The 23,876-nt window shown below is 70.5% G+C and carries 24 protein-coding genes and 1 pseudogene; 14 read left to right on the top strand and 11 right to left on the bottom strand.

Features of this window, described 5'->3' with window-relative positions; translation table 11 throughout:
* Positions 1-73 precede the first annotated feature (73 nt).
* The 3 genes from OG787_RS43975 to OG787_RS43965 are packed head-to-tail and all read left to right on the top strand — an operon-like array spanning position 74 to position 3,328.
* Positions 74-922 carry a glycosyltransferase family 2 protein gene (locus OG787_RS43975; protein ID WP_369029989.1) on the top strand — a complete coding sequence of 283 codons (849 nt, stop codon included), beginning with the start codon at positions 74-76 and terminating at the stop codon, positions 920-922.
* A 25-nt stretch (positions 923-947) separates the two neighbouring features.
* Positions 948-2,309 carry an MFS transporter gene (locus OG787_RS43970; RefSeq protein WP_369029990.1) on the top strand — a complete coding sequence of 454 codons (1,362 nt, stop codon included), beginning with the start codon at positions 948-950 and terminating at the stop codon, positions 2,307-2,309.
* A complete protein-coding gene (locus tag OG787_RS43965) occupies positions 2,306-3,328 on the top strand; it encodes a TolB family protein (protein WP_405539042.1) in 1,023 nt (340 codons plus the stop codon). Before OG787_RS43970 ends, OG787_RS43965 begins: the two co-directional genes overlap by 4 nt.
* Positions 3,329-3,418: 90 nt before the next feature.
* Here OG787_RS43965 and OG787_RS43960 read toward each other — a convergent pair.
* From OG787_RS43960 to OG787_RS43910, 11 genes and pseudogenes are all read right to left on the bottom strand, one after another.
* Positions 3,419-4,072: pseudogene (locus tag OG787_RS43960) on the bottom strand (ROK family protein); the annotation flags it as partial.
* 114 nt (positions 4,073-4,186) lie between these two features.
* The gene (locus OG787_RS43955) at positions 4,187-4,687 is read right to left on the bottom strand and encodes a flavin reductase family protein (RefSeq protein WP_405539040.1); all 501 of its coding nucleotides are present in this window, start codon (positions 4,685-4,687) and stop codon (positions 4,187-4,189) included.
* Entirely contained in the window at positions 4,684-5,184 is a 501-nt protein-coding gene (locus OG787_RS43950) for an NAD(P)H-dependent oxidoreductase (RefSeq protein WP_369029993.1), read from the bottom strand. The genes OG787_RS43955 and OG787_RS43950 overlap by 4 nt, the downstream gene beginning before the upstream one ends.
* Complete coding sequence (locus OG787_RS43945; RefSeq protein WP_405539039.1) at positions 5,184-6,596, bottom strand: MFS transporter; 1,413 nt, start codon at positions 6,594-6,596, stop codon at positions 5,184-5,186. Before OG787_RS43945 ends, OG787_RS43950 begins: the two co-directional genes overlap by 1 nt.
* Position 6,597: 1 nt before the next feature.
* Positions 6,598-7,932, bottom strand: coding sequence for an NtaA/DmoA family FMN-dependent monooxygenase (locus OG787_RS43940; protein ID WP_405539038.1), 1,335 nt, complete (start codon positions 7,930-7,932; stop codon positions 6,598-6,600).
* The gene (locus tag OG787_RS43935) at positions 7,929-8,603 is read right to left on the bottom strand and encodes a cysteine hydrolase family protein (protein ID WP_405539037.1); all 675 of its coding nucleotides are present in this window, start codon (positions 8,601-8,603) and stop codon (positions 7,929-7,931) included. The genes OG787_RS43940 and OG787_RS43935 overlap by 4 nt, the downstream gene beginning before the upstream one ends.
* Positions 8,603-9,664 (bottom strand): LLM class flavin-dependent oxidoreductase, encoded by a 1,062-nt coding sequence (locus OG787_RS43930; RefSeq protein WP_369029997.1) that lies wholly within the window; start codon positions 9,662-9,664, stop codon positions 8,603-8,605. Before OG787_RS43930 ends, OG787_RS43935 begins: the two co-directional genes overlap by 1 nt.
* 38 nt (positions 9,665-9,702) lie before the next feature.
* Positions 9,703-10,827 carry an ABC transporter substrate-binding protein gene (locus OG787_RS43925; RefSeq protein ID WP_405539036.1) on the bottom strand — a complete coding sequence of 375 codons (1,125 nt, stop codon included), beginning with the start codon at positions 10,825-10,827 and terminating at the stop codon, positions 9,703-9,705.
* A gap of 105 nt (positions 10,828-10,932) precedes the next feature.
* The gene (locus tag OG787_RS43920; RefSeq protein WP_405539035.1) at positions 10,933-11,841 is read right to left on the bottom strand and encodes an ABC transporter permease; all 909 of its coding nucleotides are present in this window, start codon (positions 11,839-11,841) and stop codon (positions 10,933-10,935) included.
* Positions 11,838-12,662 (bottom strand): ABC transporter ATP-binding protein, encoded by an 825-nt coding sequence (locus tag OG787_RS43915; RefSeq protein WP_405539034.1) that lies wholly within the window; start codon positions 12,660-12,662, stop codon positions 11,838-11,840. The genes OG787_RS43920 and OG787_RS43915 overlap by 4 nt, the downstream gene beginning before the upstream one ends.
* Positions 12,663-12,822: 160 nt before the next feature.
* A complete protein-coding gene (locus OG787_RS43910) occupies positions 12,823-13,248 on the bottom strand; it encodes a hypothetical protein (protein WP_369030001.1) in 426 nt (141 codons plus the stop codon).
* Positions 13,249-13,454: 206 nt separating this feature from the next.
* On the opposite strand from OG787_RS43910, the gene OG787_RS43905 reads away from it, so the two are divergent.
* The 11 genes from OG787_RS43905 to OG787_RS43855 all read left to right on the top strand — a co-directional run bounded on the left by OG787_RS43905 (position 13,455) and on the right by OG787_RS43855 (position 23,842).
* A complete protein-coding gene (locus tag OG787_RS43905) occupies positions 13,455-14,333 on the top strand; it encodes a S1 family peptidase (RefSeq protein ID WP_405540761.1) in 879 nt (292 codons plus the stop codon).
* A gap of 129 nt (positions 14,334-14,462) precedes the next feature.
* The gene (locus OG787_RS43900; RefSeq protein ID WP_405539032.1) at positions 14,463-15,263 is read left to right on the top strand and encodes an N-acyl homoserine lactonase family protein; all 801 of its coding nucleotides are present in this window, start codon (positions 14,463-14,465) and stop codon (positions 15,261-15,263) included.
* A 105-nt stretch (positions 15,264-15,368) separates the two neighbouring features.
* Positions 15,369-17,024: an ABC transporter substrate-binding protein gene (locus tag OG787_RS43895; protein ID WP_405539031.1), complete on the top strand. Its 1,656-nt coding sequence runs from the start codon at positions 15,369-15,371 to the stop codon at positions 17,022-17,024.
* Positions 17,017-17,895 (top strand): ABC transporter permease, encoded by an 879-nt coding sequence (locus OG787_RS43890; protein ID WP_405539030.1) that lies wholly within the window; start codon positions 17,017-17,019, stop codon positions 17,893-17,895. The genes OG787_RS43895 and OG787_RS43890 overlap by 8 nt, the downstream gene beginning before the upstream one ends.
* A complete protein-coding gene (locus OG787_RS43885) occupies positions 17,892-18,974 on the top strand; it encodes an ABC transporter permease (protein WP_405539029.1) in 1,083 nt (360 codons plus the stop codon). The genes OG787_RS43890 and OG787_RS43885 overlap by 4 nt, the downstream gene beginning before the upstream one ends.
* Positions 18,975-18,979: 5 nt before the next feature.
* Positions 18,980-19,669 (top strand): alpha/beta hydrolase, encoded by a 690-nt coding sequence (locus OG787_RS43880; protein WP_369030007.1) that lies wholly within the window; start codon positions 18,980-18,982, stop codon positions 19,667-19,669.
* Positions 19,666-20,712, top strand: coding sequence for an ABC transporter ATP-binding protein (locus OG787_RS43875; RefSeq protein WP_369030008.1), 1,047 nt, complete (start codon positions 19,666-19,668; stop codon positions 20,710-20,712). Before OG787_RS43880 ends, OG787_RS43875 begins: the two co-directional genes overlap by 4 nt.
* Positions 20,709-21,737 (top strand): ABC transporter ATP-binding protein, encoded by a 1,029-nt coding sequence (locus OG787_RS43870; protein ID WP_405539028.1) that lies wholly within the window; start codon positions 20,709-20,711, stop codon positions 21,735-21,737. The genes OG787_RS43875 and OG787_RS43870 overlap by 4 nt, the downstream gene beginning before the upstream one ends.
* Positions 21,734-22,498 carry an amidohydrolase family protein gene (locus OG787_RS43865; RefSeq protein ID WP_369030010.1) on the top strand — a complete coding sequence of 255 codons (765 nt, stop codon included), beginning with the start codon at positions 21,734-21,736 and terminating at the stop codon, positions 22,496-22,498. The genes OG787_RS43870 and OG787_RS43865 overlap by 4 nt, the downstream gene beginning before the upstream one ends.
* Positions 22,495-22,953, top strand: coding sequence for a cytidine deaminase (locus OG787_RS43860; RefSeq protein ID WP_369030011.1), 459 nt, complete (start codon positions 22,495-22,497; stop codon positions 22,951-22,953). The genes OG787_RS43865 and OG787_RS43860 overlap by 4 nt, the downstream gene beginning before the upstream one ends.
* A gap of 40 nt (positions 22,954-22,993) precedes the next feature.
* Positions 22,994-23,842: a creatininase family protein gene (locus OG787_RS43855; protein WP_369030012.1), complete on the top strand. Its 849-nt coding sequence runs from the start codon at positions 22,994-22,996 to the stop codon at positions 23,840-23,842.
* The last annotated feature ends 34 nt before the right edge of the window (positions 23,843-23,876 follow it).

Here is a 23,876-nt window from a genome sequence, read left to right as displayed (position 1 = left end):
CACCGAACGCAGTCACGGGAACGGTTGAACGAAACACACATCGCATTAGTGACACTGGCGGCATACTGCCCACGTGACGAGCATCGTGATCCCGGCCCACAACGAGGCCCGAGTCATCGGACGACTCCTCGATTCGCTGCTGGCCGGCTCCGCCGAGGACGAGACCGACATCGTGGTTGTATGCAATGGCTGCACGGACGACACCGCGCGGATCGCGGCCGATCGTGGACCCCGCGTCCGGGTGGTCGAGATACCAACGCCCTCCAAACACGCGGCCCTTCGCGCGGGGGACGACCACGCCCACGGTTTCCCCCGTCTCTACGTGGACGCGGACGTCGTCCTCGCGAGCACCGACGTACGAGCACTGATCGAACCCTTGAACGACGACACCTCGGACGTTCTCGCGACCGCCCCTGAACGGCGGATTCCGCTGACCGGCTGCGCCTGGCGGGTGCGCGCCTACTACCGGGTGTGGCAGCGTCTGCCCGCCGTGCGCGAGGGGCTGTTCGGCCGGGGTGTCATCGCGGTCTCCAAGGCCGGGCACACCCGGATCGCCGCACTGCCGCCGCTGATGGCGGACGACCTGGCCGCGTCCCTGGCGTTCGCCCCGCACGAGCGGCTCGTCGTCGGCGGAGCGAGCGTCGTGGTCCATCCGCCGCGCACCTGGCCGGACTTGATGAAACGGCGGATCAGGGCCGCGGTGTCCACCGCCCAGGTCGAGCAGCATCAGGGCCCGGAAGAGGCCTCCGCGCGCACCAGCGTCGCGGACCTCAAGGCCATGGTCCGCCGGGAGCCGAGGCTCGTGACCAGTGTCGTAGTCTTCCTCGCGGCGGCGGTCGCCGCCCGGCGGGGAGCCAGAAAGGCCGTCCGGGCACAGGACTTCGGTACCTGGCTTCGGGACGAGAGCAGCCGGCAGAACTGATCGCACCGCACCTGGAGTCTCGATCATGTATCTCACCGACCGCTCAGCCCCCGCACAGACGGACGCCGAACAGGGCCGAAGACGCGCCCCGGGGCGCAGAGTTGCCCCGGTCGTGTTCGTCCTGGGGACGGTCAGCCTGATAACCGACATCTCCTCGGAGATGGTCACCGCCGTTCTGCCGCTCTACCTCGTCACCACGCTCGCCTTCACCCCGCTGGCGTTCGGCACCCTCGACGGCGTCTACAACGGCGTCAGCGCGCTGGTCCAGCTCACCGGCGGCCATCTCGCCGACCGCGTTCGCAATCACAAACTGATGGCCGGGCTCGGGTACGGTCTGTCCGCGCTCTGCAAACCGCTGCTCCTGCTCGCGAGCAGCATCGGCACGCTCGGTACGGTCCTCGCCCTCGATCGCACCGGCAAGGGCCTGCGCACCGCCCCGCGCGACGCGATGATCTCCCTGTCCACCCCGTCCGAGAAGCAGGGCCGCGCCTTCGGTGTGCACCGGGCGATGGACACCACCGGCGCGATGCTCGGCCCGCTGGCGGCCTTCCTCATCCTGCGCGCGGCGGCCGACGGCTACGACGCCGTGTTCGGGGTCAGCGCGTGCGTCGCCGGGCTCGGCGTGCTCGTACTGGTGTTGTTCGTACCCGCCAGAGGGCAGGTAACGCGAACGAACGAAGCAGGTAACAAGCCGAGCGACGAAGCGGGTTCGGCGAGCAGCACACCACCCGTCCGCGTACGGGACGCGCTGGCCCTGTTGCGCCTGCCACGGCTCCGCGCACTCGCCGGCTGCGCCGCTCTGCTGGGCCTCACCACGGTCAGCGACGCGTTCGTCTATCTGCTGCTGCAAAGGCGTGCGGGCATCGCCGACGAGTGGTTCCCGCTGCTGCCGCTGGGCACCGCCGCGGTGTTCCTGCTGCTGGCCGTGCCCGTCGGCGCGCTGGCCGACAGGGTCGGACGGCGCATCGTGTTCCTCACCGGACACATGGGTCTGCTCACCGCCTACGCCCTCCTCCTGTGGTCCCCGGCCACCCCGGCCCTGCCCTTTCTCGTCCTCGCCCTGCACGGCATGTTCTACGCGGCCACCGACGGCGTACTCCCGGCCGCCCTCGCCGACATCGTGCCCGAGCAACTGCGCGCCACGGGTCTGGCCATCGTCGGCACCAGCCAGGCACTGGCCCGGTTCTGCTGCTCGCTGTCCTTCGGCGCCGCCTGGACGCTGTGGGGCGACAGCGCGGCGCTGGCCGGATCGGCGGTCGGCCTGCTGTGCTGCGCGGCAGTCGCGGGCATCGTGCTGCGCCCGAAGGACCCGACGACCACCACAGACCCCACAGGCACAACAGAGACCACAGACACCACAGCCACAACGCCCCAAGGATCCGGATGACATCGCTGCGCGGCCGTCTGCTCATACTCGTCACGGGGGTACTGCTCCTCGCGGGCCTGGCAACCGGCGTCGTCCTGCACGCCGCCGACCGCGCGGAGCAGGCGAACAAGCCGCAGCCGGGCGGCCCCGCCGTCAGCACGGGCAAGCTGACGCTCGACCAGAAGAGCCGCCTGACCTTCGTCAACGCGGCCGCGGGCCCGCACCGCACGGCCGTCGCGTCGGTCCCGTCGACCGACCCCGGCGCGGGCCGGACCGCCTCGGACCTGAAGTGCGTGCGCTTCTACGCGGCGGCCGGCACCGGCGTCTGCCTCCAGTCCGTCCCCGGTGTCCTCAAGCAGAGCAACCGTGCCCTGCTCCTGGACGCCGACCTCCGCACCGTGCACACCTACGCGCTCGCGGGCACCCCCAGCCGCGCCCGGGTCTCGCCCAGCGGCCGCTTCGCCGCCTGGACGGTCTTCGTCTCCGGCGAGTCCTACGCGTCGGCCTTCTTCTCGACCCGGACCTCCATCCTGGACACCCGCACGATGCGGCTGATCCCCAGCCTGGAGACGTTCAAGATCACCCTTGACGGCAAGTCCTACCGCGCCTCGGACGTCAACTTCTGGGGCGTCACCTTCGCCTCCGACGACGACACGTTCTACGCCACCCTCAACACCGCCAACAAGACGTATCTGGTCCGGGGTTCCCTCTCCAGGCAGACGGTCACCACCCTGATCGAGAACGTGGAGTGCCCGTCGCTCTCCCCGGACGGAACCCGCGTCGCCTTCAAGAAGCGGGTCCTGTCCCGTACGGCCCTCTGGCACGAGTACGTCCTCGACCTGAATTCCCTGAAGGAGACGGCACTGGCCGAACGCCACAGCGTCGACGACCAGGCCACCTGGCTCGACAACGACACCCTCGCCTACGCCCTCCCCACCGAGGGCAAAGTCGGCAGCAGCGACCTGTGGAGCGTGCCCGCGAACGGCAAGGGAAGCCCCCGCCTGCTGATCGCGGGGGCTTCCTCACCGGCGCCGCTGTAGACGCCGTCGGGTTCAGGGGGCGGAGCGGTCGAAGTCCGCCACGGCATCGAACTCGCCACTGCTGCGAACGAATTCATTGACTTCCTGCCGTACGGCCTCGGCAGACAGGCCCACCCCCGCGCCGAACCACTGCTCGGCGACGGTGAGCGCGCGTACGTCGTTGTCGACGGTGACCGGCAGCCCTATGGTCATGGCGGCGAGATGCGCGAGCGGAACGTGCCGCCACTCCAGGAACGGGGAGTACCGCACCATGACCTCCGTGCGGTCCACATCGCCGGAGACGGTGATTCCCACGCCCCTGACCTGCGCACCCAACTCCTCAGCAGCGGCGAGCAGTTCAAGGACAAGGTCGCTCAGGGTGGCGAGTACGCCTCCTGGCCGCCGGTCGCCGAGCGGGGTGTGCCGGGCGACCCGGATACGGCAGCACAGATCCGTCAGTACGGCGATGATCTCGTCGCCCGTCACCTTGACCCCGAGGAACAGCGCGCGACCGCCGTGCACCCGCGCCGGGTTGGCGGGCCGGCCGAGCGCCCGCCGGTGTTCCTCGTCGACGTCCTCCAGCAGATAGCCCGTCTCGATCAGGGGCCGGACGGCCTTGGTCACCGCCGCCGGGGACAGGGCGGCGCGCCGCGCGATCTCCGCCCGGGTGACCGGGCCGTGGGAGAGCACGATGGTGAAGATCTGGGCGGCGGCAGGGGTGTGAGCGGGGAACGCCTCGGAGGGTGGGGGTGGGGGCGGGCGCATGGCGGGAACTCTGGGTTCATTCTTTTCTGCTGTCGATAAAAGCTGTCGATAAAAGAAACACGATTCCTGTGAAGTGACTGTTCACTCCGCGGGCCCGTGGGCACTGCGGTTCGGTCAGCCGGCCAAGGTCTTGAGCCGTCGGCGGTGCCAGACGACCGGGCTGCGGTCGTCGTCGGCCCGCATGGCGAGCACCCGCAGCACGATGATGTCGTGGTCGCCCGCCGGGTAGGTGTGCTCGATCGCGCACTCCAGCCAGATCGGTGCGCCCTCCAGGAAGATCGCGCCGGACGCGGCCTCCTGGGTGCCGAGGCCGACGAAGCGGTCCTCCTTGCTCCGGGACGCCAGTTGGCGGGTCTTGGCGCTGTGTTCCTCGCCCAGTACGGAGACACCGAGCTTCTCGGCGCCGGCCAGCAACGGCCAGGTCGTCGAGGTGTGTTGGACGGCGAGGGAGACCATGGGCGGTTGGTAGGAGACGCCGACGGTGAACGACGAGACGACCATGACGGTCGGCTCGCCGTCGACTCGGGCCGCGACGGCGGCGACTCCCGACGGGAATCCGCCGAACGCCTCGCGCACCTCGTCGGGGTCCGAGGTCAAGCCTTCGAGCGCGGTCATCGTGCCGTCCTCGCCTTCGCCGCGTCGAGCACGGTCCGGCCCCAGCGCCCGGTCCAGCGGGCCAGTGAGTCGTCCGTCGTGTAGGTGGAGTCGAGTTGGTAGAGGCCCTGGGCGGGGCAGATCGCGCCGAGTTCCACCAGGACGGGTTTGAGGGTGAGTTCGGGGGCGAGCGCGTGTGCGGGGCCCGCGCCGAGCATCAGGGGCAGCGCCACCTGGCCTGCGAGTCCGGTGTCCGTGGGGAACCGGTCGAGGAACAGTTTCAGCAGGCCGGTGTAGGTGCCCTTGTAGGTGGGTGACGCCGCGATCACCACATCGGCGGCGCGTACCCGCTCCACGGCCGCGCTGACCTCGGGGGCGTCCCAGGCGAGCAGACCAGCCCCCAGCTCGGTGACTTCGAGGACCTCGCAGTCCAACCCGAGGGCGGCGGCGAGTCGTTCGGCGGCATCACGGGTGCGCGAGGCGGCTTTGGGGTTTCCGACGACGGCGACGGCCTTCATCAGGCGACTCCTGTGGGTAGTTCGGACGCGGCGGTGGTCGCCGCGTCCGGTATGGGTGGCGCCTTGGGCGGGTCGACGCGCAGCAGCAGGGCGGAGAGCAGGCTGAGCAGCCCGACGGCGGCGAGCGAGCAGAGGGCGGCGGCATAGCCGTACGCGGTCAGGAGCACGGCACAGACCGCGCTGCCCAGCACGGCGCCGAGTTGCTTCATGGCGTTGAAGGCGCCCGAGGCCGCTCCCACCTCGTCCGGGGCGACGGTGGTCACCGCCGCGATGGACAGGGGCGACCAGACGAACGCGTTGGCGACCCCGTACAGCGCGAAGGCCGAGGTCAGGGCGGCGACCGGGGCATCGGCGGCGACGAGCGCGGCGGACGCGCCGACGGAGAGGACCAGGGCGCAGGCACCGACAACGGCGACGGCACGGGTCCCGACGCCGTTGTTGAGGCGGGCCGACACCGGAGCGCCGAGCACGCACACCAGGCCCATCGGGATCAGGGTGAGTGCCGCCTCGCCGGGCGAGAGTCCGCGTTCCCGCTGGAGGTACAGCATCACCGGGATCATGGCGGACCCGGAGCAGAAGGCCGCTGCGGCGGCGCCCCAGGTCGCGGTGACGAACCCCCGGGTGCGCAGCAGGGAGATTGGCACCAGGGCGCGTGTCCCCTGGCCGCGTTGCAGCCACACGACGGCGGCGACGGTCAGGGCTCCGGCGCAGACAAGCAGCCAGCGCGGTATCCCCCACACGTCCGTGCCGGTCGCGTCGGTGCCCTGGACGCCGAGGACGAGTGCCCCGGCTCCGGCCGCGTTGGCGCAGATCGCCCAGACCGGGATGGCCGCCGTCTGGCGCGGCAGGGCGGGGACGAACACCGACACGGCGGCCATCGCGGCGACGCCGACCGGGACGTTCACCCAGAACACCGCGGGCCAGCCGCCGACGGCGACGAGGAACCCGCCGACCAGCGGCCCGGCGGCCACGGCGGCCCCGCCGACCGCGCCCCAGACGCCGAGGGCGACGGCCAGACGCGGCGGCCTGAACAGGGCCTTGATGAGGGTGAGGCACTGCGGGGTCATCAGGGCGGCGCCGACGCCCTGCGCGACCCGCCACACGATGAGGCCCTCGATGCTCGTGGCGAGGGCGCACAGCAGCGACCCGGCGGTGAAGACGGCCAGTCCGACGAGGTGGACGCGCCGATGCCCGTAGCGGTCGCCGAGCCGTCCGGCGATGACCAGGGGGACCGCGTAGGCGATGAGATACCCGCTGTTGACCCACATCGCGCGGGCCTCGCCGGTGTGCAGCCCGTCGATCAGCGCGGGCAGGGCGACCGAGGTGACAGTGCTGTCGAGCAGCAGCATGAAGAACCCCGTGCACAGGCTGGCGAGGGCGAGCCAGTTCCGTCGCTCGCTCCCTGCGGTCATGTCACACCGCCAGGTTCTCGCGCAGTGTGGCGCCGGCGGCCGGGGAGGCTAGGGCGCCACGGCGGCGCAGTTCCGGCAGCAGCAGTTCGCTGATGTCGGCGAGACCGGAGGGCATGGCGAGCGGGCTGGACAGCATGTAGCCGCCGCGTGCCCCGGTCGCCGCGAAGTTCTCCTGCAAAGCGTCGGCGACCGACTCCGCGTCCCCGACGATGCTGTGGTCGAGCCCGGTCGCCCGGCCCCGGCCGTGGTCGAAGAACTCGTCGCGGCTCATCGTCGACTCCTCCCCGAACTCCGCGACGAGCGAGCCGACGAGCCCGGCGGGGGACGCGTTGGCCGCGACGAGTTCGTCGCGCAGCTCGCCCAGCCGGAAGGTCTCCGGGAGCGTCGACAGGTCGTAGCCCATGTTGTGCGAGAGGTGGACGGCGACGGTCTCCTCGTTCCAGAAGGTGTGTACCTCGTCGCGGCGCGCCCGTGCCTCGGCGGCCGTCCGGCCGACGATGACCTGGGTGGCCCAGAGGATGCCCGTGTCGGCCGGGTCCCGGCGCTCGGCGAGGAGGGCCTCGTCGAGGAGTCGGCGGTGCCGCAGCTGGGAGGCGAGGTTGCCGCCGAAGCCGAAGATCAGGTCGGCGAAGCGGGCCGACGCGGCGATGCCACGGGGCGAGTTGCCCGCCTGGACGATGAGCGGGTGGATCTGTGGGCCGGGTACGGAGGCGAGCGGTCCCTTCACATCGAAGAAGCGGCCCTTGTGGTCGATCGGGTGCACCTTGGCCGGATCGGCGAAGCGGCCCGTCTCCCGGTCGCGCACGATGGCGTCGGGTGCCACGGAGTCCCACAGCGCACGGCAGACCTCGACGAACTCCTCCATGCGCTCGTAGCGCAGATCGTGGTCCATCAGCTCGCCGTAGCCGTAGTTCGCCGCGTCCGCGCCCCGGGTGGAGGCGACCACGTTGAACGCGATGCGCCCGCCGGTGACATGGTCGAGGGAGTTCAGCAGCCGGGCGACGTAGAACGGGTGCATGAACGTCGACGAGTACGTCAGCCCGAAGCCGATCCGCTCCGTCACCGTGGCCATCGCCGCGATGACCGGCGACATGTCGTGACGCGGCCACTGGATGCCCCACTCCACGGCGGGCCCGATACCGCCGCGCCAGGTGCTGGGGATGCCGCTGCCGTCACCGAAGAACAGCAGTCCCACCCCGGCGCGTTCGGCCGTCCGCGCCAGTTCCATGAACATGCGTACGTCGGGGAAGTCCAGCCCCACCCAGGAGCCCGGCCGGGCCCAGGCTCCCTCGGTGTGGGTGAAGGAGAGGTCGAAACCTATGTGCATGCCGCTCATCGCGAGTTCCTCTCCCACAGTGCGGTGACCTCGTCGGCGTCGGCGAGCACGGCCACGTTCAGCGCGAGCTGCTGGAGGGCCGCCGCGTTGACGTCGAGGTCGTAGGCGGCCGTGGCGTCGGTGGGGACCACGACCGGCCAGTCGTGTTGCACGGCGTCCTGGGCGGTGGCGTACACACAGCACTCGCTGGTCAGCCCCACCACGGTCAGCCAGCCGCAGCCGGCGGCGCGCAGCCGCGCGTCGAGATCGGTGCCGAGGAACCCGCTGTAGCCCCTCTTCACGACGCGCTCCTCGCCCTCGGCGGGCCGCATCCGGTACCACTCGGCGCCGTCCGTGCCGACGCGGCAGGGCTCGTCGGGGCTCATGGGGGCGTCGTAGTCCCCGCCGCGCAGCCAGTTGCTGGCCCGCCAGGGCCGTGCCGGATCGCTCCCCAACTCCACCCAGACTACGGGCACTTGGGCCGCGCGGGCGGCGTCCACGAGGTGTCCGATGCGGGTGACGGCCCGGTCGAGAGCGGTCAGGGCGGCGTCCTTCAGGCCGTACTCCGTCAGCCGGTCCGGATCGGCGAAGTCGCGTTGCACGTCGACCACGAGGAGCGCGGGTGTGCTGCCGGGGCGGGAGAGGTGGGCGAACTGTCGCGTCCGCAGGTCGGTGCCGTCCGTGCCGGGCATCAGGCCGTCACCCCGTCGCGGGCGCGCAGTTCGGGCAGTACGGTCTTGCCGAACAGCACCATGTCCTCGTCGTACTCGGGGAAGATCAGCATCAGACCGTCGAGGTCCGCCTCGCGCACGATGTACTCGATGTGGTCGGTGACCGTGCGCGCCGACCCGGCGACGTACGGGGTCTGGAACGCCGCCTCGCCGTCGGCCCCGTCGGCCCAGGCCCGGGCCTGCTCCTCGGGGATGCCCCAGGCCCGCCGCATGTGGACCAGTGCCTCCCGGTCCAGGCCGGCGCCCCACTCGCGCACCTTCTGCGCCGCGAGTTCGTCGGTGTCGTCCTGGACGACGGTGAGCATCGAGTAGGTCTTGCAGACCCGCCCGGCCGCCCGGGCCCGCTCGTGGACGTCCGCCGACAGTTCGCGCATCTCCTCCAGGCTCTCGGCGGCCAGGAACGCGCCGTCGGCGTACTTGGCCTGGAAACGGCGGGCGTCCTCGGAGCGGCCCGCGCTGATGACGGTGGGGCGGACCTGGGGGCGCGGCCGGGACTCGCAGTCGACCAGGTCGAAGTACGGGGTGCGCAGGGTGACGGAGTCCTCGCTCCACAGGCGGGTGACCGCCTCCGTCCACAGTTCCGTCATCCGGTAGCGGTCGGCGTGGGCGAGCTTCGGGTCCCACTCGCCGAACTGCTCGAACTCCTCCGCGTAGGAGCCGTTGACGATGTTCAGTCCGGCCCGGCCGCCGGAGATGTCCTGGAGGGTGGCGAACATCTTCGCGGCGACGGCCGGGTTGTGGACGTTGGCGTGCAGGGTCGCCCAGATCTTGACCCGGCTGGTCGCCTCGGCGAGCGCCGCCATCATCGTCATCGACTCCAGGGAGCGCCCCCAGTGGTCGGTGCTGCCGCCAAAGCCGCGCCACTTCGCCATCGACATGACGAAGTCGAGGCCGATGTTCTCGGCGTGCACCGCGGCACGCCTGTTCCAGGCGTAGTTCGCCTCCGGGTGGGGCGCGGTCGTGGACAGCATCCAGCCACCGTTCCCGATGGGGAGGAAGATTCCGTACTCTTTCGTGGGCACGTTGCGGGCCTTTCGTGGGCTGTGCGGGACGACGGCGGCTACGGGGCGGGCCAGACCAGCTTGTCCCCGTCGTGGATGTTCTTCACGAAGGACCCGTCGAACCATTCCTCGGCGCCGGCCGGGGTCACCTCGCCGGACACGATGTCGAACTGGCGCAGCATGTCCACGATCCCCTTCACGTTGGCGGTGTCGATGCCGCCGCGCGGCTGGCCGGGGGTCGGGCTGTTCTTCACGATCTGTGTCTCGGTGTTCCAGATGGTGGTGTTCAGCTTCTTGTCGTACGTCGGCCCGGACAGGTCGGCCGCGTAGCCGACGCACTCTGCGGTCTTCGTGGTGTCGGCCGTGCAGTAGTCGTAGGCGTGCAGCGCGGCGCGCAGGATGTCCTCGACGGCGTGCGGGTGCTTCTCGGCGAACGCCGGGTTGACGGCCATCGCGCCGAGCGAGCCGGGGACACCGAAGTCGGACGGCTGCCACACGGTGACCGGCTTGCCCGCCGCCTTGAGCTGGTTGGGCTCGTTGGAGACGAACCCGGTGAGCGCGGCGAGGCCGCCCTGCCGGCGAGGCAGTACGGAGGGGTCGTAACCCTGCTTGACCAGCTTCAGCGAGTCGTACTTCACGCCGGCCTTGACCAGCATCGCCCGGACGGTGGCGGGCATGTAGCCCTTGTGGCCGACGACCTCGCCGTCGAGCTGGGTCAGCTTGGTGATGTCCTTGTTGGTCATCAGGATGTCCAGGCCGGAGTTCGAGTACGAGGAGACGCCGGTGATGTCGATCCCGTTGGCCCGGGCCTGGATGACGTCCTGCTCGGAGATCGGGCTCACGGTGGCCTGGCCGCTGGCGAGGAGCTTGGTGTTCTGCGCGGTGTCGCCGGTGCCGGGCTTGAGGGTGACGTCGAGGCAGAGATCCTTGAAATAGCCGAGCTTGGCGGCGGCGATGTACTCGAGGATCGACACCGACGACTGGTACTGGTAGCCCGACAGGTAGGTGATCTTGCCTGCGGCCTTGTTCTCGGCGCAGCGATCGGCGGAGATCGCGGACCCCTCTGAGCCCTTCGAGGAGCCGCTGTCGGAGCCGGAACCGGAGCCGCATCCGGCGACCCCGGCGGTCATGGCGAGGGCGGCGGCACAGGCGAGGGCGGCTCTGATGCTGAGGCGGGAAGGCATGGGTGACTCCAGACTGGCGGTGTCCGCCGGGCGAGGGTGTGGTGGGACTCGGCTGTGAGCGCCAGCCGTATGTGCGGTGAGTCGTATGTGCGGTGAGCGGGCCGGTCAGTCGTGTGCGCTGTCGTGCCAGTGCAGAACGCGGCGTTCGACCAGGCTCACGACGAGCAGGAGCAGTACGCCCATGACCGCCAGGACGAGGATCGAGGCGTATACGACCGGTAGTTGGTTCATGGAGGAGGCCACGCTGATGGCGGTGCCCAGGCCGCGGGCCGAGCCCGAGGCCGACATCTCGGCCACCACCGCGCCGACGATGGACAGCGGGAAGACGATGCGCAGCGCCGCGAACAGATAGGGCAGCGCGTTGGGGACACGGACGTGCCAGAGCAGTTCCAGCCGGCTCGCGTCGATCGTCCGGTACACCTGGAGCACCTGCTGGGGTACGGACCGCAGGCCGGCCGAGACGTTGATGAAGATCGGGAAGAAGCAGATCAGCGCCGCGATGACCAGCTTGGGCGTCGGGCCGAACCCGAAGGCCACGACCAGGGCGGGCGCGATGGCCACCAGCGGGGTCACATTGAGGACGACCGCGATCGGCATGACGGCCCGCCGCAGCGGCGGGAGTTCGCTGGTCAGCACCGCGAGGACGAACGCGGCGGCGAACCCCATCGCCAGACCGGCCGTCGCCTCCCCGAGGGTGACCATGGCGTTCCCGGTGTAGTAGCCGAGGTCCGAGCTGAGCGAGTGGCCGATGTCGGACAGCGGCGGCAGCAGATAGGGCAGTTTCTCGGCGCCCCAGTGCCACAGGACCGCGAGCACCGCCACCATCAGCACAAACGGAGCCCATACGGCGGGCCGGATCCACGCGATGCGGGACCGTGGATGGCGGAGGCTGAAGCGGGACGGTTCCACGGGCGGCCTGCTGTTGGTGGCGTGCTCGGTGCGAGCGTCGACCACGGTCATCTCCCGCACCTCGCTCACCTCGCTCACCTCGCTCATCTCACCCACGCCGCTCACGCCGCTTCCCGGTGCCACGCGCTGTGCAGCCGGTCGCGGACCAGGTCCTCGTACTCGTGGAAACGGCGCTCCGCGAAGAGCCGGTCCTTGCGCGGCCGGGGAAGGTCGATCTCGATGGTGTCGACGATCCGGCCGGGCCGCGGGGCCATCACGACCACGGTGTCGGACAGCCGTACGGCCTCGGACACGGAGTGGGTGACGAACAGTACGGTCGTCTTCAACTCGTCCCAGAGATCGAGGAGTTGGTCCTGGAGGCTCTCCCGAGTGAACTCGTCCAGCGCCGAGAAGGGCTCGTCCATCACAAGTACGTCGGGTCGCAGACCGAAGGCCCGGACGATCGCGGCCCGCTGCCGCATTCCGCCGGACAGCTCGGCGGGAAGCTTGTCCATGGCCTCCCCGAGACCCGCCTTGACGAGGAGTTCCCGCATGTCGGGCGCGCTCGTCGCCCGCTCGCCCGAGCCGGTGATCCGCTCCCGCCGCCGTGCCGCCCGCCTGTTGATCCGGTGCGGCAGGGTGACGTTCTTCAGCACCGACAGCCAGGGCAGCAGGGCCGGGCTCTGGGGTACCAGCCCGATCATCTTCGCCGCGCACGCCCGGGCCGGCGGCACGCCGTGCACCCGGACCTCGCCGTGGTCGGGTTCCTCAAGGCCCGCGGCGATCCTGAGCAGCGTCGACTTCCCGCAGCCGCTGGGCCCGATGAGGCTGACGAAACGGCCTGCGGGGACGGTCAACCCGACGTCGTCGAGGGCGATCGTCGCCGCTGGTCCGAACCCGTAGGTCCGGTGCACCGACCGCAGTTCGAGGGCTGGCGTACCAGTCACCTTCACGCTCCCATCCATGTCGCGGGCACGGAGGCCCGATCCTGGAAGTCGGAGAGCGTGCGTGGCGAGTGCGAGAACTGCCACGCGGAAATCCGCTTAGGTGCTCCCGACGGTAGAAGCCCTGTGTTTCGTCAGGGCCCGCCGTTCTGTTTCCTGGATGTCACGCGGCACCGAGCGGTGTTACGGCCTCGTCGCCGCCGAACACATGGACCTCGATCCCCAGATCGGCGGCGGCCCGCGCCACCCATCCGCCGAGCGCCGGCACGATCACCTCGGTGACGAGGAGCACGGTCCGTTCGGTGGTCGGCAGCGAGTCGCGCAGCCAGAGCAGCTTGAACATGTCCGCCATGACCTTGTTGCGGAAGGCGGGCTTGTAGGCGCCCTGGTTGGCGACGAGCTGGACGAGCACCCGGCCGGCCGCGTCGATCCCCTCGACCTCGACCCGGCTGCCGTCGGGCAGCATGAGCGGCTTCGGGCGCAGCACGGTGCCGAGCCGGGCTTCGAGGGCGAGCAGCATCCGGCGTTCGATGGACCCGTCGGTGAACCGGCTCCACTCGGTGGGGGCGTCAAGAACTGTCAGAGGCACATACGGAAGCTTAGGAAAGGTCCGTTTCGCGCGCGTTTCGCGCACCGAACCGAGCCGTCGGCCGTGCGTCTCCGCCAGCCGACTCCTTCGCCCGACTCCTTCGCCCGACTCCTTCGGCCGACGGACGCCTACCCGCACCGGGCGCGGCCGGGCACACTGCCCTTCATCACCGCACACCGCACACCGTCCTCGGGGAGACCTCGGTGATCAGAGCACTCCGTACCGCCATCGGACGTCCACGGTTGATCGCCTCGGTGGTGAGCCTGCTTGTCGTGACCGCGCTCGCGGTGTCCGACACCGGCGCGACCGCGGCACCCGGCCCCGGCTCCGTGCAAACCACCGCCTCGGCCGTCGAGTCCCTGGGAATCGCCGGAACGACCTGGGCCGTCGACGAGCGCACCGGCAGACTGCGGGTGCTCGCCGACTCCACGGTCACGGACGCCGACCTGGCCAGGCTCCGCCGGGCCACCGCGCGTTCCGCCGGTGCCATGACCCTCGAACGGCTCGACGGCCGACTGCGCACCCTCCTGTCGGGCGGCGACGGCGTCTACACCGCCGGCTGGCGCTGCTCGGCAGGGGTCAACGTGCAGAGCGGCTCCACGTACTACTTCGTCACCGCCGGCCACTGCACCGAGGGCGCGTCCACCTGGTACACCAGCTCCGCCATGACGACGGCGATCGGCCCCACCACGGGGACCAGCTTCCCGGGCAACGACTTCGGTGTCGTCCGGTACGACAACCCGGCCGTACCTCACCCCGGCACCATCGGAACCGTCGACGTCACCGGAACCGCGACCGCCTACGTCGGCCAGCGGGTCTGCCGTCGGGGAGCGACCACCGGTGTCCACTGCGGTGTGGTCACCGCGCTGAACGCGACCGTCAACTACGGAGGCGGCACCATCGTCTCCGGGTTGATCCAGACCAGTATCTGCGCCGAGCCGGGCGACAGCGGCGGCCCGCTCTACGCCGGTGACAAGGTCGTCGGCATCCTCTCCGGCGGCACCGGGAACTGCACCTCGGGAGGGACCACCTACTACCAGCCGATCCAGGAAGTACTGAGCGCATACGGGCTGTCCGTCTACTGACGGGACCGGCCCTGCCCTCTCCTGACCGGGTGCGGCCCTGCCGGTTGTTTACTTCGCCGCAACCCATCATTGGATCCAAATATCTATGGTGTGGATCCTTGCAGACTGGCGGAGAGGCCGGGTTCGAGCATGACACGACACGGTGTGCGGCGGATCGTGCCGCTGCTGCTCGGCTGGGAGGAACTCCCCAAGTCGGTCTCGGTGTACGGCGCCCCGTACGAGGAGCGGCTGCGCGAACCCGTACCCGCGGTGCTGCTGGAGTGCGACGGCGGCTGGCTGCTGCTCGACACCGGCTTCAACACGGCCCTGATCCGGGACCCCGCACTCCGGCGCCGCTTCTACGCCTCCCCCAACTACCGTCCGATCCTGCCCGGCACCGGTGAACCGCTGGAGGAGGCGCTGGACGCGGCCGGTATCGCGATGGACGCGATCCACGCGGTGGCCGTCAGCCATCTGCACGCCGACCACGCGGGTGGGCTGAAGCACTTCGCGGGCCGGGTGCCGGTGCACGTGCAACAGGCCGAGCTGGCCTACGGGTTGTCGGGGCGGCCCGAGGTGGAGCGGCACTCGATCTTCCGGGTCGACTTCGACGATCCCCGTATCGACTGGCGGCAGGCCGACGGTGACGTGGAGATCGCCCCCGGGGTGACGGCCGTACTCACCGCCGGGCACACACCGGGACACCAGAGTTTCGTGGTCGACCTCGCGGACGGCGGAGGGCTCGTGTTCGCCTTCGACGCCGCCGACCTCACCGAGAACATCGAGCACGAGCTGCCGATCGGCGCCTCCGTCGGGGTCGATCCGGAGCAGACGCTGGAGCCGATCCGCCGACTCAAGCGCATCGCCGCCGAACGCGGCTACGAGCTCATCCCCGGCCATGACCCCGTCGTCTGGCCGGAGTTGATGCGGCGCCGGTTCACACGCCTTTAACTCCTGGGACACGAGGAGGATTTCGTGACCCCTGAAGCTCATATTGGATCCAATCCAGCACACATTAGATCCAGTTTCCTAGGATCGGTGCCCAAGGAGGCCCATATGCCGGACCGTTCACATGGATCGCTCTCGCCCGGCTCCACCACGCCGGAGGTCTCGCGCCGCACCATGCTCAGGGGTGCGGGGCTCCTCGGCGTGGGTGTCGGCTTCGGGCTGCCCGCCCTGTTGAGCGCCTGCGGTGCGGCGGCCGACGACGCCGGGGGCAGCGGCAAGGGCGGCACGCTGACCCTTGCCATCGACGCGACGAGCGCCGTCAACGACCCGGCTTTCTACACCTCGTTGGGCGACTGGATGGCCGTCGACTGCATCTGTCGCGGGCTGACCTTCATCTCCTTCGAGACCAACGAGCCCACGCCCGACCTGGCCAAGAGCTGGAAGATCTCCGACGACCAGCTGACGTACACGTTCACCCTGCGCGAGGGCGTCAAGTTCCACGACGGCACCACCCTGACCTCGGCCGACGTACTGGCCAGCCTCGGGCGGCAGTTCGACGAGAACGACAAGACACTCCCCAAGGGCGGCACCCGGCCGCTGGCGAGCCTCGGCACCAACGTCGCCTCGCTGACCGCCGAGGACGACCTCACCGTGAAGATGGTCCTCAAGCAGCCCGACCGGACGGTGCTCGGCCGGCTGTCCGACATCGGCGGCCGCATCATCTCCAAGGCCGCCCTGGAGAAGTACGGCGCCGACATCGGCAAGCACCTCGTCGGCACCGGCCCCTTCGCCTTCTCCTCCGCCACCTCCGGCCAGGCCATCACCCTGGAGGCCTTCGACGGCTTCCGGCTCGGCAGACCGCCCATCGACCGGCTGGTGCTGCGCCAGGTCCAGGACCCGTCGGCCATCGTCAGCTCACTGCTCAGCGGCGATGTGTCGGCGACCCAGTTCACGCCCTACTCGGCCGCCGACCAACTGCGCGGCGACGACTCGGTCACCGTCTACGACACCCCGCACAGCGCCGACGCGATCATGATGATCGACGCCCGCCGCATCCCCGAGATCAAGGTCCGCAAGGCGATCAACCTCGCCGTCGACCGCAAGGCCATCCTCAGCCAGGCGTTCTTCGGCATGGGCAGCGAGCCGAAGGGCTACACCATCCCGCCCGCCCAGAACGGCTACGACACCGCCCTCGCCGACCTGAGCACCCAGAACGTCGCCCAGGCGAAGCGGCTCGTCACCGAGGCCGGTGCCGGGGGCCGCACGATCCGGATCATGGCGGCGAGCGACTCGTGGCATCCGAAGGCCGCCCAGATCATCGCCCAGAACCTCACCGACGTCGGGTTCAAGGTCGAGACCACCTCCGTCGACCCGGCCACCTACTTCGGCCGTCTTCTCGACCCGGACGACGAGTACCACGACCTGATGATCTGGGAACGCAACACCTACGTCCCCGACGCCAACGACATGGTCGGCGCCATGGCCAGCCCCACCGGAATCTACGGCTCCAAGATCACCGGCATGGACACCCTCGACGGCGTCGACTCCCTCGCCGACGACCTGTTCGCCGCCAAGAACCTCCCCGACGGCAAGCAGCGCACCGCCGCCTACACGAAGATCCAGCGGCGCTGGGCGGAGGAGTACATGGTCCTGTCGATGCTGGCCTGCTTCACCAACCTCGTCGTCAGCGGCTCGCAGGTGAAGGACATGAACACCAGCGCCCTCGCGAACCACCGGTGTTACATGGAGAAAGCGAGTGTCTGACGCAGGCGTGGCCACCGTCACGCGCAGGCCGTCCGTCGTGGCCGCCCTGCGCGGGCGTCGGCTTGCGCTGTCCTGGCCGGCCGTCCTGTCCTGGCTGGTCCTGGCCGCCGTACTCCTCGTGGCCGCCGTCGGCCCGCTCCTCGTCCAGGCCGACCCCCTGCGCCAGACCCCGTCCGCGCTCCTGCCGTTCGGCTCCGCCGGGCATCCGCTCGGCACGGACGACCTAGGCCGCGACGAGCTGGCCCGGCTGGTGCACGGGGCGCGTCCGCTGCTGCTGGTGTCGTTCGCGGCGACCGCGCTGGCCGCCGTCACGGGCACGGCGATCGGGCTCGTCGCCGGGTACGCGGGCGGGGTCGTCGAACAGGCCCTGATGCGCCTGGTGGACCTCGCCCTCTCCTTCCCCTCCATCCTTCTCGTCATCCTGCTGGTGGCGGCGGCCGGGCCGGGCACAGTGAGCCTGATCGTCGGCATCGGCGTCTCGCTCGCGCCCGGACTCGCCCGGCTGGCCCGCGCGTTGACCGCCCGCGAGGCGGCCCGCGACTACGTCGTCGCCTGCCGCCTCGGCGGCACAAGCACCCCGCGCATCCTCGTACGGGAACTGCTGCCGAACATCGCGGGCCCGATGCTCGCCCAGGTCGTCATGACGCTGTCCGTCGCGGCGGGCTTCGCCGCCGGGCTGTCGTACATCGGCCTCGGCATCCAACCGCCGCAGCCCGACTGGGGATACATGGTCCAGGCGGGACAGGAGTTCCTGTACTCCGCGCCCCGGCTGGTCGTCCTGCCCGCCACGCTCACCCTGCTGTTCGTCGTCGCGTGCAACTTCGTGGGCGACGACCTGCGCGACGCCCTCGACCCACGGGGGACGGCATGAGCGCGTCCACGCCTTCTCTCGCTCCTCGCGTGCACCTGCCCAAGTGGGCTTCCGGGACCGCCCTGTTGGTCGTACGACGGCTCGCGGTCATCCCCGTCGTCCTGTTCGCGTTGGCCACCCTGGTGTTCCTCGCGATCCGCCTGCTGCCCGGCTCGCCCGCGACCTCGCTCTCGGCGGGCCGCGGCGACATGTCCGCGGTCGAGGTGTCCGCGAACGAGGAGCGGGTCACCAAGGCGCTCGGCCTCGACGAGCCGCTGCTCACGCAGTACGGCCACTTCCTCAACGACCTGGTGCATCTGCGCCTGGGCACCTCCTTCTTCGGGTCCAACAGCGTCCTCGGACTGCTCGGGGACGCCCTCCCCGCGACGATCGAGCTGACCCTCGCCGCGATGACGATCGCGGTCGTGCTCGGTGTCGTGAGCGGGGTGATCGCCGCGCTGCGCAAGGGCAGTTGGGTCGACACCTCGACCCGGGTCGTGGCCACGGTGAGCTTCTCGCTGCCCTGGTTCGCGCTCGGAGTGCTCGGCATCGTCGTGTTCGGCGTGTGGCTGCGCTGGCTGCCGGTCCTGGGCCGCATGCCCAGCTCGCTCGACTACCACCCGACGACCAACTTCGTCCTGCTGGACGCGATCCTCCAGAACCGCCCCGAGCTGGTGTGGCCGTGGATCCAGCATCTGATCCTGCCCGCCGTGACGCTGGCCCTGTCGATGGCCGGGTTCATCACCCGCATCGTGCGCGCCTCGGTCCTGGAGGTGCTCGGCGACGACTTCGTGCGCACGGCCCGGATGAAGGGCCTCGGCGAGGGCGTGGTCGTCCGCCGCCATGTGCTGCGCAACGCCTGGCTGCCCATCGTGACCGTCCTCGGACTCCAGTTCGGCTCGCTGCTCGGCGGTTCGGTGATCACCGAGACGGTCTTCTCGTACGCCGGTGTCGGCCGCCTCCTCGTGCAGGGCGTCCTGCAACGCGACTACCCCGTCGTCCAGGGCGCCGCGCTCGCCATCGCCCTCCTCTTCACCCTCGTCAACCACGCGGTGGACCTGCTCTACACGGTCCTCGATCCCCGCATACGGAAAGGATGAGCCGCATGGACATCGTGCTGGTCCACGGCGCCGGCGGACGGCCCACGACCTGGTCGGCGGTGGAGCCCCTGCTCACCGCCCTCGGCCACCGGCTGTTCACCGTCACCAATCCGATGACCTCCCTGGCGGACGACGTCGCCCACACCTCCGCCGTGCTGTCGGAGACCTGGGGCCCCGTACTGCTCGCCGGGCACTCCTACGGCGGCGCGGTCATCAGCAACGTCGGCCGCGATCCACGGGTCAAGGGGCTGGTGTACATCTGCGCGTTCGGGCCCGACGAGGGCGAGACCGTCAACGAGATCGTCGAGCGGTACGAGGAGGCCGAGATCTCCAAGTACATGCGGCGCGGCCCGAACGGCGAGTGGAAGTCGGAGACGAGCCCCGAGTTCTGGGCCGAGATCGGGCCCGACCTCTCCCCCGAGCAGCGGGTCGTCGTCGAGGCGGAGGGACGCAAGGCGGAGAACGCGATCTTCAGGCAGGCGACCGGCTTCCCTGCCTGGCGCACGCTGCCCAGCTGGTACATGGTCGCCGACGACGACCGCACCCTGCGCCCCGAGATCCAGCGGGACATGGCCGAGCGGATGAAGGCGACGGTCGAGCACGTGCCCGGCAGCCACTACACGACTCTCGTATGGCCACAGCGCGTTGCCGACATGATCCACACGGCCGCCCTGGCCGTCGGCACCGCCTCATGACGGCCGCCCTCGAACACCCCCTGGACCAGGCCGTGTCGGAGCCCGTACTCGAAATCCGCGACCTGCGTGTGCAGTTCGACGTGCCCGGAGGCCGCCTCCCGGCCGTGGACGGCGTCGACCTGACCCTCCGGCAGGGTGAAGTCCTGGCCCTGGTGGGCGAGTCGGGGTCCGGCAAGTCCGCCCTGTCGATGAGCCTGGTCGGCCTCAACCGGGGCCCGCGCACCCACATCACCGGCGAGGTGTCCTTCGGCGGCCGTGACCTGGTCACCGCCTCGGAGCGGGAACTGCGGGCGGTCCGGGGCAAGGAGATCGCGGTCGTCTTCCAGGACGCCCTGGCCGCGCTGAACCCACTGCACCGGGCGGGCGCCCAGGTCTCCGAGATGATCCGCGCCCACCGTGACGTGCCGCGCGCGCAGGCGAGGGACCGCGCGGTGGAGCTGCTGGGCGAGGTGGGCATCGCGGGCCCGGACCGCGCAGCCCGCTCCTTTCCGCACCAACTGTCCGGCGGTATGCGGCAACGCGTGATGATCGCCATGGGCCTGGCCAACGACCCGGCCGTACTGATCGCCGACGAGCCGACGACCGCCCTGGACGTCACCATCCAGGCCCAGGTCCTTGCGGTCCTCAAGCGGGTGCAGCGCGACCACGGCACCTCGGTGCTGCTGATCACCCACGACCTGGGCGTCGTGGCCGAGGTCGCCGACCGGGTGGCTGTGATGTACGCGGGCCGGATCGTGGAGCAGGGGCTGCGGGACGAGGTGCTGTTCAGCCCGCAACACCCTTACACCATGGGGTTGTTGGGCTCCGTTCCGCCGATCGACGGTCCGGTGCTACGACGGCTGCCCGCGATCTCCGGGAGCCCGCTGACCGGGGTGGAGCGGCCGTCCGGCTGCGCCTTCGCGCCCCGGTGCCCGTTCGTGCACGACGCCTGCGGCGAGCGTCCGGAACTGCGGCGGCGGCACGGCGGGGACGGGCATGTGGACGCCTGCGTACTGCCCGGCGCCGAGCGCGCCGAGGCCCGCACCATGGGGGGCGCCGAATGAGCGCGCCGCTCGTCTCCGCCCGCCGGCTGCGGGTCGAGTACCCGGGAAGGGCAGGGGGCCGGGTCAGGGCGTTGCGGGACGTCGACCTCGACATCCTCCAGGGCGAGACGCTGGGCCTGGTCGGCGAGTCGGGGTGCGGCAAGTCGACGCTCGGCCGGGCGCTGCTCCGGGTGATCGAACCCTCGGCGGGCCGGATCGAGTTCGCCGGCTCCGACCTCACCCGCATGCGGGGGCGTCAACTGCGGCGTACCCGGGCCGAGTTGCAGATGGTCTTCCAGGACCCGTTCGGTTCGCTCAACCCGCGCCGCAAGGTGGCCGACATCGTCGCCGAGCCGCTGCTGCGGGCGCGCGGAGCGACCCGTGGAGAGGCCGCGAAGGCGGTGGCCGAACTGCTCGACCTGGTCGGTCTCGGCGCGGAGGCCGGGGCACGCAGGCCGCACGAGTTCTCCGGCGGCCAGCGTCAACGCATCGGCATCGCACGGGCGTTGGCCTCATCGCCGCAGTTCGTGGTGGCCGACGAGGCGGTGTCGGCGCTGGACGTGTCGATCCAGGCGCAGGTACTGAACCTGCTGTCGGACCTGGTCCGCGACCGGGGACTGACGATGCTGTTCATCTCGCACGACCTGGGCGTCGTACGGCACATCGCCGACCGGATCGCCGTCATGTACCTGGGCCAGATCATCGAGATCGCCTCCCGGGACGCCTTCTTCACCGGCCCCGCGCACCCCTACAGCCGGGCCCTGCTGTCCTCCGTACCGGCGCTGCGGCGGCCCGGCGGTGATCCGGCGCGCGAACGGGAGGTGCTGGAGGGCGAGTTGCCCGACCCCGCGAATCCACCGGAGGGCTGTCTGTTCCGGACGCGGTGTCCCATCGCCGCCCCCGAGTGCCGTACACGCATGCCCGAGCTGCGGGAGATCGCGCCGGGGAGGAGCGTCCGCTGCCATCTGCCCCTGATCTCCGGCGACCTCGGCTTGGCCGACTCCGGCGGTTCCGCGAGCCCAGCGATTAAGGACGTAACGCTTTGATCATCGACGCCTACAACACCACGCAGGACGTCCGGGGCCGCTCGGACTACCTCACCGGCGCGCGCAAGGGCCAGGCCCCGCCGCCGTACACGCCCTTCGATCCCCGGCGCATCCTCGACCGGATGGACGCCGCCGGGGTGGACATGGCGATGGTGTGCTCGCTGGCCCAGCGCATCGAGAACGACTTCATCGCCTCCCTGGTCGCCGCGCACCCCGACCGCTTCTTCGGCTTCGGGCAGGTGCTGCCGCAGGCCGACGACGCGATCGAGGAGATCGACCGGATGGCCGACGCGGGCCTCGTCGGGCTGAAGCTGCATCCGAGCCTGCACGGCTACCACGTCGCCGACCACGGTCTGCTGGACCCGGTGTTCGAGGCGTGCGCCCGGCGCGGGCTGCTGGTGATCATCAACGCGCTCGACGACGCGTTCTGCGCGCCGTTCGCGATCGAGGAGATCGCCCGCGACCACCCTCAAGTGCCCACGATCATCGCCCACATGGGCGCCGTGTGGAACGTACCCGAGGCGATCATCGTGGCCGAGCGTCAGCCGCACGTGTACCTGGAGACCTCCGCGACCCTGCTGAGCGACGTCCGGCGGGCCTACGCACGCCTGGGCCCGGAGAAGATCCTGATGGGCAGCGAGTGGCCAGGCTCCGACTTCGACCTGGAGCGTATGAAGATCGCGAAGGCGATCGAGGACGAGAAGGACCGGGCGCTGATCGAGGGCGGGAACATGGCCCGGCTGCTGGGTCTGCCGATATGAGCGCGGCCGGCGTCGCCTCCGTCTCCGTTCCGCCTTCGATGAGCGTCGAGGACGCCGAACTCCTCGCCACCGCACAGGAGTTGCTGGCTCGGGTATGGCAGCACGGGCGGCATGAAGTGGCGACCGCGCTGCGTACCGCCGACGGCCGTATCCATACCGGCGTGCACATGGAGGGTTCCTGTCGGCGCAGTTCGGTGTGTGCCGAGGGGGTCGCCATGGGGACCGCCCGGGGCACGCTGCCGGGCGAGGCCGCGCTGGCCATCACGGCCGTGGTGTCGGTGCAGATCAAACCGGCGGGCCGGTTCCGGATCATCGCGCCGTGCGGGGTGTGCCGGGAGCTGATCAGCGACTACTGCCCGGACGCCACCGTGTGGGTCACCACGGTCGACGGCGACGAGCCGGTCCCGCTGCGCGCCCTGGACCTGCTGCCCGAGAAGAGCAGGCGCCAGTGGTGAACACACGACCGCGACGACCTTGATGACCTTGAGGAGAGACATGGCCACCTTCATCACCGGTCCGTCCGGACGGACCGTCCCCACGGAACTGGACGTCCCCGACCTCGCCGCCCAACTCGGCGGCACCGGCGCCCCCTTGCTGTGGGAGGAGCTGACCTGGCCGGAGGCCGGGAGCACGGCCGCCGCACAGGACGCCGTCATCATCCCCGTGGGCGCCACCGAACAGCACGGCCCGCATCTCCCCCTCGCCGTGGACACCCGGATCTGCGAGGCCGTCGCCCTCGGGGTGTCCGCCCTGACGGGGGTCCCCGTCCTACCGCCCCTGAGCTTCGGGGTGTCCGCGTCCCACGGTGACTTCGCCGGGACGGTGGCGCTGCGCCCCGAGACCATGATCGCCGTCATCGAGGACGTCATCGACTCGCTGTACGCCTCCGGGGTACGGCAGTTCGTCCTGCTGAACGGGCACATCTGGAACAACGGGGCGCTCGACGTCTCGGCCGAGAAACTGAGGGTCCGTCACCGGGACGCGCGAGTACGGGCGTTGGGGTACGTGACGATGTATCCCGGCCCCGAGGTCGACGGGCACGTCACCTACGGCCGGGCGCTGATGCACGCCAACTTCTTCGAGACCTCGGTCATGTTGCACCTGGCCCCGGAGCTGGTGCGGATGGACCGGGCGACCTCCCATGTCGACGTCGACTCCTTCTGGGACTACCGCATGGACCAGGTCAGCGAGACCGGCGTATGGGGCAGGGACGTGACCGACGCCGACGCCAAACACGGGGCGGCGGAGTTCGACCGCTGCGTCCTGACCACCGCACGGGCCGTGTCGGCGGCGGTCCGTGAGCCGTGGCCCGACCCGGCCCATCGGCCCGGCGGACGTACGTAGGCCGTACGTGACCCGGACGCCGTACGCGCCCCTG

This window comes from Streptomyces sp. NBC_00075 (genome assembly GCF_045041225.1).
In the GTDB taxonomy this organism is placed as follows: Bacteria; Actinomycetota; Actinomycetes; order Streptomycetales; family Streptomycetaceae; genus Streptomyces; species Streptomyces adonidis.
Note: the sequence above shows the minus strand (reverse complement) of the source record. Positions and strands in the feature narration are given on the sequence as shown.